We start from the raw sequence: 18,856 nt of genomic DNA, 5'->3' as shown, positions 1-18,856 counted from the left end.
ACGTGGTGCGCCACCTGGGCCGTTCGGGGCACGTCGGGCCGCCGCGCGGGTGTGTTCTCCCACCGTGGCCGCACCCGTACCTAACATGACGAACGCCCTGGTCGGACGGCCTTCGTGCCACGGCCGGAACCTCGTGCGGGCTCATGACCACTCCGGGACGGAAGTGCCGTGTCCATGGAACAGCCATTGGTGTCCGGCACAGCCGCGGCGGAGCCGGACACCAACGGCTCGCAACGGCCGGTCCGCCGCCTGGTGGCGGTCGGTGGAGTGGTGCAGGGAGTCGGCTTCCGGCCCTTCGTCCATGCCTTGGCCATCGAACTGGACCTGTCCGGGCAGGTGGCCAACGGACCAGCCGGGGTGCGGATCGAGATCGAGGGCGGCACCGACGCGGTGGCCGCCTTCTGCCACCGGCTGACGGCGGACGCACCCCCGCTGGCGGACATCGTCTCGGTGGCCACCTCCGAGCTGTGCCCGACCGGTGGCACCGGTTTCGCGATCGTGCCCTCCACGACAGGCCACGGCCGCACCCTGGTCCCGCCCGACGCCGCCACCTGCGACGCCTGCCTCACCGAGCTGACCGATCCGGCCAACCGCCGCCACCGGCACCCGTTCATCACCTGCACCGACTGCGGTCCACGCTTCACCATCACCGCCACCATGCCCTACGACCGGTCCACGACCACCATGGCGGCGTTCCCCATGTGCCCGGAGTGCGCGGCGGAGTACACGGACCCGTCCGGCCGGCGGTTCCACGCCCAGCCCATCGCCTGCTGGGCCTGCGGGCCACGTCTGAGGCTCACCGGCGCCGTACGACGGGAAGACGGGGCCGCGTTGGCCGAGGCCCGGCGGATGCTGGCGGCCGGGGCGATCCTGGCGATCAAGGGCCTCGGCGGCTATCACCTGGTCTGCGACGCCACCGACCCCAGGGCCGTGGGCGAACTGCGACGCCGCAAGGCCCGTGGCGACAAGCCGTTCGCCGTGATGACCCCCGACCCCGACACCGCCGCCCGGCTCGGCCACCTCGGCCCGGCGGAGTGCCGCCTCCTGGTGGGGCGGTCCCGACCCATCGTGCTGTTGCGCCGCCGGTCCCCGACTCCGCTCGCGCCACAGGTGTGTCCGGGGAGCCCGGACATCGGGGTGCTGCTGCCCTACACCCCGTTGCACCGGCTCCTGTTCGGCCTCCCGGACGACCCACCCAGTCCCGGCGTCCTGGTGGTGACCAGCGGAAACCTCTCCGGCGAGCCGCTGGTGACCGACGACCGGGAGGCAATGCTCCGCCTGGACGGGCTGGCCGACGCCTGGCTCTGGCACGACCGGCCCATCGTGGTGGCCTGCGATGACTCGGTGATCCGGGCCCGTGCGGACGGTTCGCCACTGCCGATCCGCCGCTCGCGCGGCTTCACCTCGGCGTGCGTTCGTCTTCCGGTGGCCGTCCGTCCGATCCTCGCGGTCGGCGGGGACCTGAAGAACACCCTGTGCCTGGCGGAGGGCGACGCCGCCTGGCTGTCCGCCCACATCGGGGACTTGGACAGCCTGGCCGCCCAGCACGCTTTCGAGCGTGCCGAGAGCCATCTGCGGGCGCTCACCCGAGTCGAACCGGTCCGTATCGCCGCCGACCGCCACCCCGGCTACCGGTCCGCGCGATGGGCCCGGCGGGATGGTCGGCCGCTGACCCTGGTGCAGCACCACCACGCCCACATCGCTTCCGCGATGGCGGAGCACGGACTGGATGAACCGGTGCTCGGTGTCGCCTTCGACGGCACCGGCTACGGCGACGACGGCGCCGTATGGGGCGGCGAGGTGCTGCTGGCCGACTACGCGGGCTACCGCCGCCTGGCGCATCTGGCGTACGTACCCCTGCCGGGCGGTGACGCGGCGGTGCGCCATCCGTATCGGATGGCACTGGCCCATCTGCGCGCGGCCCGCCTCGCCTGGTCGCCCGACCTGCCGTGCACCGCCGCCTGCCCAGCGGATGAACTTCGCCTGCTGCAGGTCCAGTTGGCACGTGGCATCGGGTGTGTGCCGACATCCAGCATAGGACGGTTGTTCGACGCCGTGTCCTCGCTGGTGGGCGTCTGTCACCGGGCGGGGTACGAGGCTCAGGCCGCCGTGGAGCTGGAGGCCGCGGCCGTGACCGCCGACGAGGTGCGGGACGGCTATGCCTTCGCGCTCGAGGATCCCGCCCCGATGTTGGCGGCGATCGTGGCCGATCTCCGCGCGGGTGCGACGGTCCCGCTGATCGCCGCCCGCTTCCATCTGGCGGTCGCCGGTGCGGTCCGCACGGCCTGCCGGAGGGCACATCGGAGCACGGGCGTGCGGACGGTCGTCCTCACCGGCGGGGTGTTCGCCAACGCCCTCCTGGACGGGATGTGCACCGCCGGGCTGGCCGAGGACGGATTCACCGTTCTCGCGCACACGGTGGTGCCGCCCGGCGACGGCGGCCTGGCCCTGGGGCAGGCGGTCGTCGCCGCCCGTGTCGCCGACACCTGAGCAATCGAGGAGGAGCACATGTGCCTGGCGGTACCCGGCCGCGTGGTCGGCATCGAGGAACGGGACGGTACGCCGATGGCGCGGGTCGACTTCGGCGGGGTGGTCAAGGACGTCTGCCTCGCCTATCTGCCGGAGATCGAGGTCGGTGAGTACGCGATCGTCCACGTCGGCTTCGCGATCCAGCGGCTCGACGAGGAGTCCGCCCTGGCCACCCTCCGGCTCTTCGAGCGGATCGGGGCGCTGGACGAAGAGTTCGGCGATGCCTGGGCCCGTGCGGCGGCCGAGGCGGAAAGGGTACCCGAGGAGGAGAACCGGTGAAGTACATCGACGAATTCCAGGACCCCGGCCTGGCCCGACGGCTCCTGGACGACATCGCCCGGACGGTCACCCGGCCATGGGCGATGATGGAGGTCTGCGGCGGTCAGACCCACTCGATCATCCGGCACGGCATCGACCAACTGCTGCCCGGGAAACTTGAGTTGATCCACGGGCCGGGCTGTCCGGTCTGTGTCACTCCGCTGGAGATGATCGACAAGGCACTGGAGATCGCGTCCCGACCGGGCGTGGTCTTCTGCTCGTTCGGCGACATGCTCCGGGTGCCGGGAAGCGACCGCGATCTGTTCCGCGTCAAGAGCGACGGCGGTGACGTCCGAGTCGTCTACTCACCCATGGACGCGCTGCGAATCGCCCAGCGCGCCCCGGACCGGGAGGTGGTGTTCTTCGGCGTCGGCTTCGAGACCACCGCGCCCGCCATCGCCATGGCGGCCCACCAGGCCAAACGGCTCGAGGTTCGGAACTTCAGCCTGCTGGTCTCACATGTCCGGGTGCCACCGGCCATCGAGGCGATCATGCGATCGCCGGACTGCCGCGTCCAGGCGTTCCTCGCCGCCGGACACGTGTGCAGCGTGATGGGCACCTTGGAGTACCCCGCCCTCGCCGACGCCTACAAGGTGCCCATCGTGGTCACCGGATTCGAGCCGCTGGACATTCTGGAAGGCATTCGCCGGGCGGTCCGCCAACTCGAGCGAGGGGAACACCGTGTCGAGAACGCCTACCCGCGCGCCGTGCGCCCGCAGGGCAACCCGGTCGCCCTGAGTGCGCTGAGAGAGGTGTTCACCACCACCGACCGCGCCTGGCGCGGCATCGGCACCATTCCGGACAGCGGCTGGCGGCTGGCGGACGCCTACCGGGACCACGACGCCGAGCACCGGTTCGAGGTCACCGGCCTGGCCACCGACGAGCCCGCGGTGTGCCGCAGCGGAGAGGTGCTCCAGGGGCTGATCAAGCCCCACGAGTGCGCGGCCTTCGGCACCGCCTGTACTCCGCGCACACCGCTCGGCGCGACCATGGTCTCCAGCGAGGGCGCGTGCGCCGCCTACTACCTGTACCGGCGTCTGGCCACGCCCCGCACGGAGGAGACGGCTTCCGTTGACTGACATCACCGCCGGCACCACCGGCTGGTCCTGTCCGACCCCGCTGCGCGACCACCCGGTGGTGGTGATGGGCCACGGTGGCGGAGGAGCGCTTTCCACGGAGCTGACTCGGCACCTCTTCCTCCCGGCCTACGGCGGCGAGACGCTGGGAGGGCTCACCGACTCGGCCGCCGTCACACTCGGCGGTACCCGGCTGGCGTTCTCGACCGACTCCTACGTCGTCCGCCCGCTGTTCTTCCCTGGCGGAAGCATCGGAGATCTGGCGGTCAACGGCACCGTCAATGACCTGGCCATGAGCGGAGCCGTTCCCGCGTACCTGTCCTGCGCGTTCATCCTGGAGGAGGGTACGGAGCTGAGCACCGTCGGCCGGGTCGCCCAGGCGCTCGGGGCGGCCGCCCGAGCGGCGGGCGTCACCGTGGTCACCGGCGACACCAAGGTGGTTGACTCCGGGCATGGCGACGGTGTGTACGTGAACACGGCGGGGATCGGGCTGATCCCCGAGGGGGTGGACATCCGTCCGCAGCGAGCGCGGCCCGGTGACGTGGTGATCGTCAGCGGGCCGATCGGACAGCACGGCATCGCCATCCTCAGCGTCCGCGAAGGGCTGACGTTCGGCACCGAGGTGGTCAGTGACACCGCGCCCCTGGCCGGACTCGTCCGGGCGATGCTCGCCGTCACGCCCGAGATCCATGTCCTGCGCGACCCCACGAGAGGCGGCCTGGCCGCCGCTCTCAACGAGATCGCCGCAGCCTCCGACACCGGTGTCGTCCTGGACGAGGGGGCGGTGCCCGTCCCGGAAGCGGTCGCCACCGCCTGTGCCCTCCTCGGCCTGGACCCGATGTACGTGGCCAACGAGGGCCGCCTGGCGGCCTTCGTGCCCAGGGAGCACGCGGAGGCGGTCCTGGACGCGATGCGCGCGCATCCGCTGGGACGTGAGGCGGCCGTGATCGGCGCGTGCGTGGCCGAACACTCCGGCATGGTGGTGGCCCGTACCGGACTGGGCGGAACCCGGATCGTGGATCTGCCGCTCGGCGAGCAACTGCCCCGGATCTGCTGAACAGCGAGGGCGAGGGGCGTGTCATCGGCGTCGTCTCCGAGGCGGATCTGCTGGCCCCCGGCGGTGACCGTGGATCCGGACGGCATGCCGGCCGAGGCGGCCCGGATCATGGCCAGCACACCCTGAGGGCGATTCCTCCAGAACGGGCGCGGCCGGAGCTACGGCTCGATGTCCAGCACGTCGCGGGCCGGCCGCCTGGGGGTCCGCGGGCCCGGAGGGCCGTACCCCAGCCGTAGCATCATCTGCACATAGGCCATGCCCGACGTGGGGTCGCGCAGTGGCCACCGCAGATCCTGCCATTCGAGGGCCTGGGTGACGAACGAGGCGGACAGTCCCGCCAGGGTGGCGCGCAACAGCACCCGCTCCACCGCCTGGCCGGTGCGCAGCCAGTCCACCGGGCGGTCGCGCGAGGTGGACAGCAACGCCAGGTGAGGGAAGGTCTCGAAGTCGGCGGTCGGGCGGCCGGGGACGGTCTTGCCGCCCGCGAAGTCACGCATGGGAGCCTTGCCGAGCCGGCGGCGGGGCCCGAAGGCAGACGCAGGGACCCCTTCGGTGGCCGGCCGGGTGTCGTCCGTGGCGCGGGTGAAGCGGGCCAGGTCCGCGGCGGCGCCGGCGTCGGTGAGGTTGCGGGCCTCGGCCTCCAGCGCCAGGTCCACGATGGACTGCAGATGCCATCCGGGGGCGAAGGACAGCGCGACGTGCTCCCGGTGCGCGGCGTCGACGAGGGAGGTCCGTACGGACGCGGGGATCTCGGTCTCGGCGAAGGGAAACCGGCTGGTGTGCCGGGTGCGCACGGCCGGGTACAAGTCGGCCGGATCGGCCTCGTCACCGAGCGGACCGGTCAGGGTCACCGACGCCAGCAGCATGGGGTCGCCGGGGTCGGGCAGCGGCCGGGTCTGCGCCTCCCAGCCCTCGTGGGCCACCGCGACCCGCAGGTTCATCAGGGCGGCGCCACAGCCGATGTGCAGGGCGCGGAGCTCGGGGTCGGTGTGCGGCAGAGCGCCCCGGAGATCGGCCCGCAGAGAGAAGACACGCCTCCGCCGGAAGTACTGGAACCGCCAGGGCTGGGCGTTGTGCATCGACGGGGCGGCCGTGGCGTCCTCCACCAGCGCCATGACCACCGCGTCGGAAAGCGAACGAGCGCTGCCGTGTGTCGCGGTGGAGGTGCGGTCCCCGGTCGTCTCCCGCCGCCCTTTCGGCCCACGGCCTTCCGGTTCGTGCCCGGTGGGGTGAATGTGTGCGTCCGGGCCGGGGAACACAAGGGTGACTTGGTCGGTGTCCGACCACCGGACGTCGTAGGGAGGCGTCCCGTCGTCATGGCGGAGCCCGACGATCTCACCGTCCCGTTTGGCGGCACCGGTGGTGGGGCTCTCGACCATCAGTTGGTCGCCGACATGGGCGTGCATCGGCATCCCGCCTCTCTGTCCCACTTCCACTGTGTCACCGCGGGTGAGAGGTGTCGTGGGGACGGAGAGCCCTGGATCGAGGGGTCGGATGGCCCCGTGGTGGGCCGTGTGGCCGTCAGGGGGAGCCATGAGGCTCATTCGGCGGCGCGGGCGAGCTGGCAGGCTCGGTAACGGAGCCGGGCTCGACGAGGGAGCCAGGCTCTGCGACGGAAACACCGGCTGACCCACCGCGAGTGAGTCTGCGAGAGGAGCGGGAAACTCAGCAGGAGGCACCGCCATGGAGCAAGCCGCCGTGGAGCAAACCGCCATGGAACAAGTGGTCACCGTGGGGCTCGACGGCTCGGCCGAGAGCCTGGCCGCCGCGCACTGGGCCGCCGACGAGGCGGAGCGGCGTGAGCTGCCGCCGCGGACAGCTCGTACCGCCCAAGCGCCTGAGGTGCGCAAACTCTGGGCTCAGGAGGCCCTGGAGGATGCCAAGGCGCGTCTGCCTGCCGACTGGTCGGGGGTGTCAGTCTCGACTGAACTGGTCTCCGAGACGGCAGTTGAGGCCCCGGTGGCCTGGGGCGCGGCCTCGGAGATGCTGGTGCTCGGCTCACACGGGCGTGGTGCTGTGGGGGGCTTTTTGCTCGGGTCCGTCGGTCTGCGTGTACTTGCGTTGTCCAAGAGCCCTGTCGTGATGGTGCGGGGGAACGGAGGGGCGCGGACCGGGGCTCGCACCCGCGATGTCGTCGTCGGCATCCAGGATCCGCCGGAGTCGGCCGCGCCGATCGAATTCGCCTTCGCCACCGAGGTTCTGCTGGGGGCGGCCGCGCAGGCCGGGGTGATGGTGGTCGGCCGCCCCACCCACCGGCCCGCCGTGGGCCCGCGCCTCGGCCACGTCGCTCACGCGCTCCTTCACCACGCCGCGTGCCCCGTCGCTGTCGTGCCCCACGCCCCCTGACGTCACGTGCCTCAGCAGGCCCGGAAGGGAGAACCCATGGCGCGCCGCACACCGCCGAACGAGAGTGAACCAGTACGACTGCCGCGTGCCCCGTACGAGAAGGAACTGCGCCGTCTGCAGATCGAACTGGTCAAGTTCCAGGACTGGGTGCGGGCCGAGGGACAGCGTGTCGTGGTGGTCTTCGAGGGACGGGACGCGGCCGGGAAGGGCGGCGCGATCACACGGGTCACCGCACGCCTCAACCCGCGTGTCGTCCGCACCGTCGCCCTGCCCGTGCCCACGGACCGCGAACGCACCCAGTGGTACTTCCAGCGCTATGTCGAGCAGCTTCCCGCCGCGGGGGAGATCGTGCTCTTTGACCGCAGCTGGTACAACCGGGCCGGGGTCGAACGCGTCATGGGGTTCTGCACCGAGGGGGAGTACCAGCGCTTCCTCCACCAGTGCCCGGTCTTCGAGCGGATGCTGGTCGAGGACGGGATCCTGCTGCGCAAGTACTGGTTCTCGGTGAGCGACTCCGAGCAGGAACGGCGGTTCCGACAGCGCCTGGACGATCCCACGCGACGCTGGAAGATCTCCGCGATGGACCTGGAGTCCATCACCCGCTGGGAGGCGTACTCCCGGGCCAAGGACGAGATGTTCGCGTACACCGACATCCCCGAGGTCCCGTGGTACGTCGTCGAGAGCGACGACAAGCGCGCCGCCCGGATCAACATGATCGCTCACCTGCTGTCGACCGTTCCGTACGGCGACGTCCGGCTCCCGGAATTGCGTCTGCCGCCCGCCCCGCCCCGAGCCCACCGGCTACCAGCGACCGCCCAGGCACCTGCAGACCTTCGTGCCCGACCACGCCGCCTCGCTGCGGGCACCGGGCCGCGGACCGGCCTCCGACGCGGACACGGCCGACGGAAGGGGATACCGATGACGGACACCACATCCCGCTCCGATACCGTCCACGCCCTGCTCGCCGACGGCTCCACCGTCGAGATACGCCCCGCCCGACCAAAGGCGACATCGCACTGGCCGTCGCCGAGGGCCGTCACGGGCAGGGCATCGGCACACTGCTGCTCGAACACCTGGTCCACGCGGCCCGGGAGGCGGGCATCTCCGGCTTCACCGCCGAAGCACTCGCCGAGAACCATGAGGTCCTGAAGGTGTTCGCCGATCTGGGCCTGCGCACCTCCCGGTGCTTCGACGGCACCGACGTCCGCTGCACCGTCCACCTGGCGGAGGACGAGCACTACCTGTCGGCGGTGGACCGACGGGGCCGGACCGCTGACGTGGCCAGCCTTCGGCCACTGCTGAGGCCCCGGTCGGTGGCCGTCGCGGGGGCGGGCCGGAGGCGTGGCCGCGGTCCTCCTCGACCAGGAGGCCCCCGTACGGCTGCTCGCGAGCGCCGACGACCACCCTGTCCTGGCCTATTCCGAGCCCCAGTCGGCGGCCCGCGCGCTCGTCCACGCCGCCCGCTACGCGCGCTGGCGCGCCGAACCGCCGGGCAGCGTGCCACCGCTGTCGGGCATGGACCCCGCCGGTGCCACGGCCATCGTGGAGGAGTTCCTCACCCGTCACCCCGACGGGGGATGGCCCGACCCCCGTGCCTGCGCGGCCCTCCTCGACCGCTACCGCATCCCCCAGCTGCCCTGGGCCTGGGCGGAGGACGAGGACACGGCCGTGGCCGCAACGAGACACCTGGTGGCGGACGAGCGCGGCCGGGTGGCCGTCAAGGCGTACTGGCCGGGGCTGGTGCACAAGAGCGACCTGGGAGCGCTGCGGCTCGACCTGGAGGGGCCGGACCAGGTGCGCCACGCCTACCGGGACCTGCGGGAGCGCTTCGGGGACCGTATGACCGGTGCGCTCCTCCAGCCCATGGCGCGCCGGGGTGTCGAGCTGTTCGCGGGCGTCGCCCAGGACGAGGTGTTCGGCCCCCTGGTGCTTTTCGGCCTCGGCGGCACCGCCACCGAGCTCCTCGCCGACCACGCCCCTGCGCCTCCTGCCACGCCACGCCCACGACCCCTATCTGCGGCGACTGCGCGCCGCCCGGCAGTGGCGGGCCTGAGTACGCCCGTGCCGTGCGCGGTCACACCTGCTGCGGCACGATCACGACCGGGCATGCGGAGCGGTGGAGTACGGCGTGGCTGACCCGGCCGAGCTGCAGCCCGATGTGGTCATGGCGCCGGAGGGCGCCGACGACCAGCAGATCGGCCTGCTCCGAGACGTCCAGCAGGACCCGGTGTGCCGCTCCTTCGACGACTTCGCGATGGACCGTGATGTCGTCGTGCTCGCGCTCGACCTGGTCCAGCACCTCGCTGAGGACGCCCGCCGCCTGCTCCTCGTAGATCAGGCCGCTCGCCTCACGCCCCAGCGGCGACTGGCCCGCGTGGGGGCGCGCGGGGCGCCGCCAGGAGCGTACGGCGTGCAGCGCGGCGTCCCGCGCCCGCGCCTCACGGAAGGCGAACCGTACGGCCGCCGACCCTTCCACCAGGTCGCCGACCGCGAGGACCACGCGCCGCAGGGCGCCCGCGCGGTTCTTCTCCCCGCCCCGGACCACGGCCACCGGGGAGACGGCACGTGCCGCCACGGCCAGGCTGACCGACCCCAGAAGCGTCTCCGCGATCGCGCCTCTGCCACGGGAGCCCGTGACCACGGCGAACGCCTCACGGCTCTGCTCCAGCAGCGCCATCACGGTGTCCTCGGCCAGGACCTCGGCGGACACCTTCACGTCAGGGTTGCGCAACGTCGCACGTTCCGCGCAGGCCGCGACGATGTTCTCGGCCGCTACATCCCCGGTCGGACGGTCGGTGCCGAACGAGGGCAGGCGTCCCTCGTACCGTTCCCATCGGGAAGCGTTGACCAGATGCAAGGGCAGTTCATGGCGTGCCGCCTCGTCCACGGCCCAGTCCACGGCCTGCAGGCTGGACTCCGATCCATCGACACCCACGACCAGCGGGAGCGCCATCATCCCCACCGCCTTTCCTGCGGTCGATTCATCCGCATCTGGGGTACCCCGTGACCACGGACACACCGCCCAGCTTCTTGACTTGGACCGATCGGGGCCGATGGTGGACCGTGCGCGGCTTCGGCTCGGGCCCCCGTTGCCGGTCCCGGGGGCGCCGGATGCGATCCGGGAACATCGGCCACACGATGAAGGCATGCCGACCCCTCGCCCTGCCGAGCGCTTTGCCGCGGGCCTGTCGCGGGAGGAGGCGGCGCGGCGACTGGGGGAGTACGGGGCCAATGTCGTCGCCCGGGAACGGCGCACCCCGGTGTGGCGCCGTGTGCTGCAGCAGTTGCGCGACCCGCTGATCGTGGTGTTGCTCGTGGCCGCCGTGCTGACCCTGACCACAGGAGATCTCCCCGACGCCTTGGTGATCCTGCTCGTCATCACCGTGAACACCGTGGCCGGAGTCGTCCAGGAGGTGAGGGCGGAACGGGCCGTGGCCGCCCTGACGGCCCTCAGCGCGCCCACCGCCCGGGTGATACGCGACGGCGGGGAGTCTTCCGTACCGGCTGCCGACGTCGTGCCGGGAGACCTGGTCCTGCTGGGCGAGGGGGACATCGTGCCCGCGGACGGTGAGGTCATCGACGCGGCCCGGCTCCTGGTCGACGAGTCGGCGCTGACGGGCGAGTCCGTCCCGGTGGAGAAGACCACCGGCGCGAAAAGGCCGCCGTCCACGAGCCCGCCGTCCACGAGCCCGGCGGACACGGGCTCGGCGGACATGGTCTCGGCGGGCACGGTGGTCGTCCGCGGCCGTGGCCGGGTCCGGATCACCGGAACCGGCCCGGACAGCGCGCTCGGCAGGATCGCCGCGCTGATGGGAACCGCGCCCGGACTGACCCCGCTGCAGCGTCGACTGGCCCGGTTCGGCAGGGTGCTGGCGGCCGTCACCGTCGCACTGTGCGCGGTGGTGCTCGCCCTGGGCCTGGTTCGCGGGCAGCCGGTCGAGCTGATGGTCGTGGCCGCGATCAGCCTCGCCGTCGCCGCCGTACCCGAGTCCCTGCCCGCCGTGGTCACCCTCGCCCTGGCCCTCGGGGCGCGGCGGATGGCGGAGCGACACGCCATCGTCCGGCGGCTGCCCGCGGTGGAGACCCTGGGCTCGGTCACGGTGCTCGCCACCGACAAGACCGGCACCCTGACCGAGGGCCGGATGGCCGCGGAGAGGCTGTGGACCCCCCGGGGCGAGGTCACTGTCAGCGGCATCGGGTACAGCCCCGAAGGCCGCGTCGCACGCGACGGCCAACCGGTCACCGTGAGCGACGCCCCGGACCTGGCCGCGCTGCTGCGCGCCTCGATGCTGTGCAACGACGCCGCGCTGGAGCCTCCGTCGGACGGTGGCGAACGGTGGCGTGCGATGGGCGACCCCACCGAGGCGGCCCTGCTCGCGGCGGGGGCCAGACTCGGCCTGGACCGGGCCGCGCTGGAACGCGAACTGCCACGGGTCGACGAGATCCCCTTCGACAGCGCACGCAAGCGCATGACGACGGTGCACCGCGCGCCCGGCGGCGGACTGCGGGTCATGTGCAAGGGAGCCCCAGAGGTCATGCTCCGGCCGCCGGTCCTCACCGATCCCCCGGACACCCGGGCCAGGGCCGCCGCCCAGGCCGAGGCCCTGGCCCGCGACGGATACCGTGTCCTCGCCATCGCCTCGGCCGACCACGACGACACACGGCCCCGGAGCCCCGACGCCTGGGAATCGGGACTTTCGCTGCTCGGCCTGGTCGGCATCCTCGACCCGCCGCGCGACACCTCCCGGACCACCATCACGGCGTGCGAACACGCCGGCATCACCCCGGTCCTCATCACCGGCGATCACCCTCTCACCGGACGGGCGGTGGCCGCGCGTGCGGGCATCGTGGCCCGGGAGGACGAGGTCACCACGGGCGAACGGATCCGCCACGGCACCGCGGGCCCGCTGACCGCCTTGCGCGTCTACGCCCGGACCACGCCCGATCAGAAACTGGACATCGTCCAGGCGTGGCGCGCCTCGGGGCAGGTGGTGGCGATGACCGGCGACGGCGTCAACGACGGCCCCGCGCTGCGCCGCGCGGACATCGGCGTGGCCATGGGACAGCGCGGGACCGAGGTGGCCCGCCAGGCGGCCGACCTCGTGCTCGCCGACGACAACCTGGCCAGCGTCGTCGCCGCCGTCGAGGAAGGCCGCCGTGTCTACGCCAATGTGCGCCGGTTCCTGCTCTACGCCCTCGCCGGAGGAACGGCGGAAATCCTGGTCATGCTCCTCGGCCCGTTCCTCGGCATGCCCCTGCCCCTGCTCCCCGCCCAGATCCTGTGGATCAACCTGCTCACCCACGGCCTCCCCGGTGTGGCGATGGGAGCCGAACCCGTGGAACCGGGGGTGATGCGCCACCCGCCGCGCCCGCCCGAGGAGAGCGTCCTGGGCGCCGGACTCTGGCCGCGGCTCCTGGCCATGGGGGTCATCGTCGCCGGTGTCACTCTGGCCGCCGGAGTCTGGGCGCGGGAGACCGGCCGCCCCTGGCAGTCCATGATGTTCCTGATCCTGGGCGCCACCCAGCTCGGCGTCGCGCTGGGCTCCCGGGCCCGCCCGGGCAGCCTCGCCAACCCGTTCCTGCTGCTGGCCGTGGGCACGGCCCTGGCCCTGCAAGTGGCGGGCGTCTCTCTCCCGCTCCTGCGCGCGCTGCTGGGTACGGAGCCACTGCCACCTGTCGACCTCGCGATCGCCGGTGCGCTCTCCGGCCTGGGGCATGTCGTCATGCGCGGGCAGAGACGGCTCTTCCCGGCGCGCCCGCCCGGCGCCCGCTCGGCACCCGGCCCGGCCCATGGCTGAACCGGCCGACGGCCGGGTGGTGGAGCGGGCTCAGGGGCCTGCCCCGTTGGCCCCGGGAAAGCCCGGGGTGCGCCAGATCTCGCCCGCCGCGGTGATCCCCAGCCCCTCGTGGCCGTCCAGCGCCTCGACCCAGTCACGGGCCCCGGCGCCCATGGCGAACGCGGCCGTGGCGTAGGCGTCGGTCCGGGTGAGGTCGTGGCCGGTCAGGGTGAGGGAGGCCAGGGTGGTGGCGGGCTCGCCGGTGTGCGGGTCCAGGATGTGCGGTCCGCGCTCGGCCGTCCCCGAGGTGGCGACGGCCAGATCGCGACCGGTGACCACGGCGGCCAGCTCCCCGGGGCGGGCGGGGTGGGCGATGCCGATCCGCCAGGGCTTGCCGGGGGCGGCCTCGCCGCGCAGCTGGATGTCGCCGCCGCCGTTGACGCAGGTGTTGTGGGCGCCCGCCGCGTACAGCAGCCGCGAGACCCGCTCCATCGCCCAGCCCTTGACCAGTCCGGATGGGTCGAGCCGACCGCCGGGGGTATGGCTGAACCAGCCGCCGGTGGTGTGCGCCGCCTCCTCGCACAGCTCCATCACCTCGGCCACGTCCGGCCCGTACCGCTCCGGTACCGGCTCGCCACGGCCCAGGCGGCTGATCGCGCTGCCGGGGCGGTAGGTCGAGAAGACCGCGTCCACGTGGTGCAACCAGGCCACGGCCTCCTTCAGGGCCCGGCGGACGGGTGGGGTGGCCGGGTCGCGGAGGTCGAAGGAGAACACCGTGCCCATGGCGTGCTCGACGTGGCGTAGCCCGCGCGCGGGGGCGGACACCTCAGACACCGGCCTTGTCCAGTGCGCTCTGCAGGGACCGGGTGTACCCCTCGCTGGTGTACGTGGCACCGGAGACCGCGTCGATGTGCGCGCTCTGGGCGCTCAGCGCCTCCTGCGTCAGCCGGGGCACGGCGTCCGCGGCGATCTGCTGGGAGCGGGGGCGGTCGGACGGAGTCCGGAGCGCCTTGACGGCGGTGATCCTGCCGTTGGAGAGCGTGACGGCCACCTGGACCGGTCCGTACGAGGTATTCATCACGCTGCCGGTGTACGTGCCGGAGGCGCCGCCGTTCGAAGGCCGGTGCCCGGTCGGCGCGGGGGACGACGACGCTCCCGGTGCCCCGGAGGAGGGTGGCGACGCCGCCATGTCCGGGGCCGGGTTCTGGTGCGGTTTGAGCGAGAGCAGCAGGATCACTCCCGCCACGGTGGATACGGCGGTCACGGCGGCCTTGCGCACGGTCTGACTCCTGTTCGTCGGGGAGGTGGAGCGCGGTTCAGAGCGCGAACGACTCGTGGTGGATACGGCCGCGTGGCACCCCGGCCCCGCGCAGAGCCGCGGCCGCGGCCTCGGTCATCCCGGGCGGCCCGCACAGGTAGACGTCGCGCTCGGCGAGGTCGGGCACCAGACCGCGCAGCGCCTCCGGAGTCAGTGGTGAGGAGTAGGCGGCGGGCTCGTCCACGACGTAATGGACGGCCGCCCCGCGCGCGGCGGCCACGCCGTCCAGCTCGGCGCGGAGCGCCAGGTCCTCGGGGCGCCGGGCCCGGTAGACGAGGACCACCTCGCCCGGCAGCGTCTCGAAGAGGGTCCGCAGCGGGGTGATTCCCACGCCGCCGCCCAGCAGGAGGGTCTTGCGGGCGCGGCGGCGGCGCGCGGTGAAAGCCCCGTACGGCCCTTCGGCGAGTACCCGGGTGCCGGGCCGGAGATGGGCCAGGGCCGCGCTGTGGCCACCGGACGCCTTGACCGTGATCCGCAGATAGGCGGGGTGCGGCGCGGCCGAGAGGGAGTACGGATTGGCGGCCCACCACAGGCCGCGGGTCAGAAACCGCCACCGGAAGAACTGGCCGGGCTCCGCGCGCAGCTGCTCCAGCCTGCTGCCCGACAGATACACCGATACGACGCCCGGGGCCTCGGGCCGGACCTCGGTGACGTACAGCCGGTGGCGCAGCGCCCGGCGCACCGGAACCGCGAACCGGTACCAGGCCAGCAGCGCCGCCACCGCGATATAGAGGGCGTACCAGACCACCTGAGCGGGTCGGTTTCCGGTGAAGTCGGCCCCGTCCGAGAGCTGGTGCCCGAAGGCCAGGAAGACCGCGAGATAGGTCGCGAAGTGCAGCAGGTGCCAGGCCTCGTAGGAGATGCGACGGCGCACGGCGCGCGCGGACACCACCGCGGTGACGAGAAACAGCAGAAACCCGATCGACCCCTTGAGCAGATCCGGGTAGTGGAGGACCAGGGTGGCGGTCTGGTCCACCACGCCGGTGTGCGACTCCAGCGAGTACCCCCAGATGATCAGCAGGACATGGGCACAGGCCAGCGAGATCGTGTAACGGCCGCCCAGGGCGTGCCAGCGGGCCAGCCGGTCGGTGCCGATGGCGCGGTCCAGCAGCGGTACGCGCGCCATCAGCAGCAGGAGGATCGCGCAGGCGTAACCGGCGAGCAGTCCGGTGATCCGTCCCGCACCGGTCAGCCAGCCGGCGGCGCCGACGACCGAGGAGGTGTCGTTCCACCACAGCGCCAGGACGGCGGCGGCCCCGCCCCAGATCATCAGGTGCGCGAGCACCGGGACCGGGCTGGGCGGGCGCGGTGCCGACCGGGGCGGGCGGGTCCTGGCCGGGGCCGGTGGCGTCGTGCTGGTCATGGGAGTCCTCTCGGCGACGTGCCCGGTCAGCGTCACCGGCGAAGCTCTGAGGACCCTATGAACCCGGGCGGACGCGTTCGGATTCAGAGGAAACTCAGAGGAAGGGCGGGCCTCGGCACCGCGCACCGCGAGGGATGCTGGATTCATCATGGAAACGCACTCCACCGGCCGCTTTCTGCTGCGCCCCGACGGCGCCAGGGTCCGCGTCCTCGTCATCGACGACGAGCCCGATCTGACCGAGGTGCTGTCGGGGGCGCTGCGCTACGAGGGCTGGGAGGTCCGTACCGCCGCCGATGGCGGGTCCGCGCTGGACGCCGCGCGGGCGTTCCGGCCGGACGCGGTGGTGCTCGACTGGATGCTGCCGGACACCGACGGGCTCGCGGTGCTGCGCGCGATGCGGGCGGAGCTGCCGGATGTGTGCGTGCTGTTCCTGACCGCGCGCGACGCGGTGGAGGACCGGATCGCGGGCATCACGGCGGGCGGCGACGACTATGTGACCAAGCCGTTCAGCCTGGAGGAGGTGCTGGCCCGGCTGCGCGGGCTGCTGCGCCGGGCCGGGATGGCGCGGGAGCCGGGCGACGACCGGCTGGTGGTCGCCGATCTGGTGATGGACGAGCAGGCGCGGGAGGTGACCCGCGGGGGTGTGGCCGTGGAGCTGTCCCGCACCGAGTTCGAGCTGCTGCGGTTCCTGATGCGCAACCCCCGCCGGGTGCTGTCCAAGGCACAGATCCTGGACCGGGTGTGGAGCTACGACTTCGGCGGCCAGGCCCATGTGGTCGAGCTGTACATCAGCTATCTGCGCAAGAAGATCGACGCGGGGCGGGCGCCGCTGATCCACACCGTGCGCGGGGTCGGCTACGTCCTGAAGGCGGAGGTTTCATGACGCGGCCGCTCACCGGGTGGCTGTCGTGGTGGCCGCCCCGTACGCTGCGTGCCCGGCTGACCGCCGGGCTGGTGGTGCTGCTGGCGGTGGCGAGTCTGGCGGTGGGGCTGACCACGGTGTTCGCGCTGGAGGGATTTCTGGTGCGCCGGCTGGACCAGCAGCTGACGGCGGCCGGAGGCCGGTTCCCGGCCAGCCTGGAACACGGTGAGCGGCACCCCGACGCCGACAACGCGCCCGACACCCGTGGCCAGTCGGACCGCACCTTCGGCGCCCGGCTGCTGCGCGGTACGACGACCGACGCGGCGGTGGTGCGCGACCAGACGGACGCCGCCGTGCCGCTGACCGGCGCCGACCGGCGGGTCCTGGCGGGGCTTCCGGTGGACGGCGACGGGCACAGCGTGGGTCTGTCCGCGCTCGGCGGCTACCGCGTGCTCGCCGTCCACGGGGACGACGGGGATGTCCTGGTCACCGGGCTGCCACTGCGTCCGGTGGAGGAGACCGTGCACCGGCTGGAGATCGTGGAGACCGTGGTGTTCGGCAGCGCGCTGCTGGCCACCGGGGTGGCCGGGGCGCTGTGGGTACGGCTGTCGCTGCGGCCGCTGCGGCGGGTGACCACGACCGCCGCCGGGGTGGCCGAGCTGCCGCTGGCCAGCGGTGAGGTGGCCATGCCGCCACCGGTGCCGGACACCGATCCGCGTACCGAGGTCGGCCAGGTGGGCACGGCGCTCAACCGCATGCTCGGCCACGTCGGGGACGCGCTGGCCCGTCGCCAGGCGAGCGAGGAACGGCTACGGCACTTCGCCGCCGACGCCAGCCATGAGCTGCGCACCCCGGTGGCCTCCGTCCGCGGCCACGCCGAGCTGGCGCTGCGCCATCCGGGCCCGGTACCGGACGAGGTGCGGCACGCGCTGGAGCGGATCCAGGCCGAGTCGGAACGGATGTCCACGCTGGTGGACGATCTGCTGCTGCTCGCCCGGCTCGACGCCGGACGGCCGCTGGCCCGCCGGTCGGTCGATCTGACCCGGCTGGTGCTGGACGCGACGGGCGACGCACGGGCCGCCGGGCCGGACCATCACTGGACGCTGGAGCTGGCCGAGGAACCGGTGACGGTGCTCGGCGACGAGCACCGGCTCCAGCAGGTGGTGGGCAACCTGCTGACCAACGCCCGTACCCACACCCCGCCCGGCACCCGGATCACGGTCCGGCTGAGACCGGCCGGCGAGGACTGGGTGGAATTCAGCGTGGCGGACGACGGGCCGGGGGTTCCCGAGTCGCTCCAGGACGAGGTGTTCGAGCGGTTCGCCCGCGCGGACCCGGGGCGGGCGCGGACCGCGGGCGGCACCGGACTGGGTCTGGCGATCGTCCGGGCCGTCACCGCGGCGCACGGCGGCGCGGTCCTGCTGACCAGCAGCCCCGGCGCCACCGTCTTCCGGGCCCGGCTACCCCGCCGCACCACGGCACCCGATCCGGGCTGACGTGACATCGCGAGAGGACCATGGCCGGGTCAGGCCGCGGTGCGGGGCAGCGGTTCAGCCGCCGGCCGGGCGGGCCCGGCCCCCGTCAGCCGCGCTTCGCCGACGTCCCGGCCCGCAGGCCGTCGACGAGCAGGTCGAGCATCCGCCCGGCCTGCTCGCGGTCGTCGGTCGCGAGGAAGATCCCTACCAGGGTGCTGACGATGTCGTCGGGGCGCACGTCCGCCCGGAGTGTGCCCTCCCGCGCCCCGGCGGCGATCAGCGTGCCGACGGCGCCGTTGATGTTCGCTCGTGCGTGGGCGGAGGCAACCGTGCCCTCGGCGGTGATCGCCTTGAGTGTCTCGGCCATGCCGCGCTTGGTGGCGATGAAGTCGGCGTAGTCGTCCATCCATGTGCGCAGTGCGGTGACGGGCTCGTGCTCGGCGAGCAGCGGCTCCACGCGGGAGCACAGCTGCGCGCGCTCGGCGCGGTAGACCGCCTCGATCAGTGCCTCCCGGGTCGGATAGTGCCGGTAGAGCGTGCCGATCCCGACGCCGGCCTCGCGCGCGACGGCCTCCAGGGTCGGCGTCTGTCCGGCGGTGAAGGCGGCGCGGGCCACCTCGAGGAGGCGGTCCCGGTTGCGCTGGGCGTCGGCCCGCAGGCGTGGTTCACGGTCGACAGCAGCCATGAAACGGAGGCACCTCCGATTGTGCTACGTTGCGGAGGAGCCTCCGCTTA

16 protein-coding genes are annotated in these 18,856 nt (G+C 72.8%); 10 read left to right on the top strand and 6 right to left on the bottom strand.

The window, feature by feature from the left end; genetic code table 11:
* Positions 1–174: 174 nt before the first annotated feature.
* The 4 genes from hypF to hypE all read left to right on the top strand — a co-directional run bounded on the left by hypF (position 175) and on the right by hypE (position 4,980).
* Entirely contained in the window at positions 175–2,490 is a 2,316-nt protein-coding gene (gene hypF, locus JK364_RS00700; RefSeq protein ID WP_201846407.1) for a carbamoyltransferase HypF, read from the top strand.
* 18 nt (positions 2,491–2,508) lie between these two features.
* Entirely contained in the window at positions 2,509–2,808 is a 300-nt protein-coding gene (locus JK364_RS00695; RefSeq protein WP_201846405.1) for a HypC/HybG/HupF family hydrogenase formation chaperone, read from the top strand.
* On the top strand, positions 2,805–3,926 hold the full coding sequence (hypD, locus tag JK364_RS00690) for a hydrogenase formation protein HypD (protein WP_201846403.1): 1,122 nt from the start codon (positions 2,805–2,807) through the stop codon (positions 3,924–3,926). The genes JK364_RS00695 and hypD overlap by 4 nt, the downstream gene beginning before the upstream one ends.
* Before the next feature lie 64 nt (positions 3,927–3,990).
* Entirely contained in the window at positions 3,991–4,980 is a 990-nt protein-coding gene (hypE, locus tag JK364_RS00685) for a hydrogenase expression/formation protein HypE (RefSeq protein ID WP_201848786.1), read from the top strand.
* A 158-nt stretch (positions 4,981–5,138) separates the two neighbouring features.
* On the opposite strand, the gene JK364_RS00680 is transcribed toward hypE, so the two are convergent.
* Positions 5,139–6,392 carry an Acg family FMN-binding oxidoreductase gene (locus JK364_RS00680; protein WP_201846401.1) on the bottom strand — a complete coding sequence of 418 codons (1,254 nt, stop codon included), beginning with the start codon at positions 6,390–6,392 and terminating at the stop codon, positions 5,139–5,141.
* A gap of 271 nt (positions 6,393–6,663) precedes the next feature.
* On the opposite strand from JK364_RS00680, the gene JK364_RS00675 reads away from it, so the two are divergent.
* From JK364_RS00675 to JK364_RS00660, 3 genes are all read left to right on the top strand, one after another.
* Positions 6,664–7,326, top strand: coding sequence for a universal stress protein (locus JK364_RS00675; RefSeq protein ID WP_230991241.1), 663 nt, complete (start codon positions 6,664–6,666; stop codon positions 7,324–7,326).
* Positions 7,327–7,362: 36 nt separating this feature from the next.
* Complete coding sequence (gene ppk2 / locus JK364_RS00670) at positions 7,363–8,475, top strand: polyphosphate kinase 2 (protein ID WP_504941225.1); 1,113 nt, start codon at positions 7,363–7,365, stop codon at positions 8,473–8,475.
* Positions 8,476–8,667: 192 nt separating this feature from the next.
* Complete coding sequence (locus JK364_RS00660) at positions 8,668–9,462, top strand: acetate--CoA ligase family protein (RefSeq protein WP_201846399.1); 795 nt, start codon at positions 8,668–8,670, stop codon at positions 9,460–9,462.
* Here JK364_RS00660 and JK364_RS00655 read toward each other — a convergent pair.
* Positions 9,401–10,279 carry a universal stress protein gene (locus tag JK364_RS00655; protein WP_201848782.1) on the bottom strand — a complete coding sequence of 293 codons (879 nt, stop codon included), beginning with the start codon at positions 10,277–10,279 and terminating at the stop codon, positions 9,401–9,403. The genes JK364_RS00660 and JK364_RS00655 overlap by 62 nt on opposite strands.
* Positions 10,280–10,472: 193 nt before the next feature.
* Here JK364_RS00655 and JK364_RS00650 point away from each other — a divergent pair, with 193 nt between their 5' ends.
* A complete protein-coding gene (locus tag JK364_RS00650) occupies positions 10,473–13,124 on the top strand; it encodes a cation-translocating P-type ATPase (RefSeq protein WP_201846397.1) in 2,652 nt (883 codons plus the stop codon).
* A gap of 30 nt (positions 13,125–13,154) precedes the next feature.
* Here JK364_RS00650 and JK364_RS00645 read toward each other — a convergent pair whose 3' ends face one another.
* Genes JK364_RS00645 through JK364_RS00635 form a run of 3 tightly spaced genes read right to left on the bottom strand, consistent with a single transcriptional unit; the run spans position 13,155 to position 15,784 of the window.
* The gene (locus tag JK364_RS00645) at positions 13,155–13,886 is read right to left on the bottom strand and encodes an FAD:protein FMN transferase (protein ID WP_201848780.1); all 732 of its coding nucleotides are present in this window, start codon (positions 13,884–13,886) and stop codon (positions 13,155–13,157) included.
* Between the two features lie 43 nt (positions 13,887–13,929).
* Positions 13,930–14,382, bottom strand: coding sequence for an FMN-binding protein (locus JK364_RS00640; RefSeq protein ID WP_201846395.1), 453 nt, complete (start codon positions 14,380–14,382; stop codon positions 13,930–13,932).
* Positions 14,383–14,419: 37 nt separating this feature from the next.
* Positions 14,420–15,784 (bottom strand): ferredoxin reductase family protein, encoded by a 1,365-nt coding sequence (locus tag JK364_RS00635; RefSeq protein WP_201846392.1) that lies wholly within the window; start codon positions 15,782–15,784, stop codon positions 14,420–14,422.
* A 148-nt stretch (positions 15,785–15,932) separates the two neighbouring features.
* Here JK364_RS00635 and JK364_RS00630 point away from each other — a divergent pair, with 148 nt between their 5' ends.
* Positions 15,933–16,667, top strand: a complete 735-nt coding sequence (locus JK364_RS00630) for a response regulator transcription factor (RefSeq protein ID WP_307841118.1) — start codon at positions 15,933–15,935, stop codon at positions 16,665–16,667.
* Complete coding sequence (locus JK364_RS00625) at positions 16,664–18,142, top strand: sensor histidine kinase (protein WP_201846389.1); 1,479 nt, start codon at positions 16,664–16,666, stop codon at positions 18,140–18,142. Before JK364_RS00630 ends, JK364_RS00625 begins: the two co-directional genes overlap by 4 nt.
* A gap of 85 nt (positions 18,143–18,227) precedes the next feature.
* On the opposite strand, the gene JK364_RS00620 is transcribed toward JK364_RS00625, so the two are convergent.
* Positions 18,228–18,806 (bottom strand): TetR/AcrR family transcriptional regulator, encoded by a 579-nt coding sequence (locus tag JK364_RS00620; RefSeq protein WP_201846387.1) that lies wholly within the window; start codon positions 18,804–18,806, stop codon positions 18,228–18,230.
* Positions 18,807–18,856: the final 50 nt, after the last annotated feature.

Origin of the sequence: Streptomyces endocoffeicus (assembly GCF_016741935.1) — a bacterium.
GTDB classification, from domain to species: Bacteria; Actinomycetota; Actinomycetes; order Streptomycetales; family Streptomycetaceae; genus Streptomyces; species Streptomyces endocoffeicus.
This window is presented reverse-complemented; position numbering and strand designations above follow the sequence as displayed.

Bases quoted from the DNA above. Each gene is read 5' to 3' on its own strand.
- hypF (WP_201846407.1), top strand. From the start codon at position 175: ATGGAACAGCCATTGGTGTCCGGCACAGCCGCGGCGGAGCCGGACACC.
- JK364_RS00695 (WP_201846405.1), top strand. From the start codon at position 2,509: ATGTGCCTGGCGGTACCCGGCCGCGTGGTCGGCATCGAGGAACGGGAC.
- hypE (WP_201848786.1), top strand. From the start codon at position 3,991: ATGGGCCACGGTGGCGGAGGAGCGCTTTCCACGGAGCTGACTCGGCAC.
- JK364_RS00680 (WP_201846401.1), bottom strand. From the start codon at position 6,392: ATGCCGATGCACGCCCATGTCGGCGACCAACTGATGGTCGAGAGCCCC.
- JK364_RS00675 (WP_230991241.1), top strand. From the start codon at position 6,664: ATGGAGCAAGCCGCCGTGGAGCAAACCGCCATGGAACAAGTGGTCACC.
- ppk2 (WP_504941225.1), top strand. From the start codon at position 7,363: ATGGCGCGCCGCACACCGCCGAACGAGAGTGAACCAGTACGACTGCCG.
- JK364_RS00655 (WP_201848782.1), bottom strand. From the start codon at position 10,279: ATGGCGCTCCCGCTGGTCGTGGGTGTCGATGGATCGGAGTCCAGCCTG.
- JK364_RS00650 (WP_201846397.1), top strand. From the start codon at position 10,473: ATGCCGACCCCTCGCCCTGCCGAGCGCTTTGCCGCGGGCCTGTCGCGG.
- JK364_RS00645 (WP_201848780.1), bottom strand. From the start codon at position 13,886: ATGGGCACGGTGTTCTCCTTCGACCTCCGCGACCCGGCCACCCCACCC.
- JK364_RS00635 (WP_201846392.1), bottom strand. From the start codon at position 15,784: ATGACCAGCACGACGCCACCGGCCCCGGCCAGGACCCGCCCGCCCCGG.
- JK364_RS00630 (WP_307841118.1), top strand. From the start codon at position 15,933: ATGGAAACGCACTCCACCGGCCGCTTTCTGCTGCGCCCCGACGGCGCC.
- JK364_RS00625 (WP_201846389.1), top strand. From the start codon at position 16,664: ATGACGCGGCCGCTCACCGGGTGGCTGTCGTGGTGGCCGCCCCGTACG.
- JK364_RS00620 (WP_201846387.1), bottom strand. From the start codon at position 18,806: ATGGCTGCTGTCGACCGTGAACCACGCCTGCGGGCCGACGCCCAGCGC.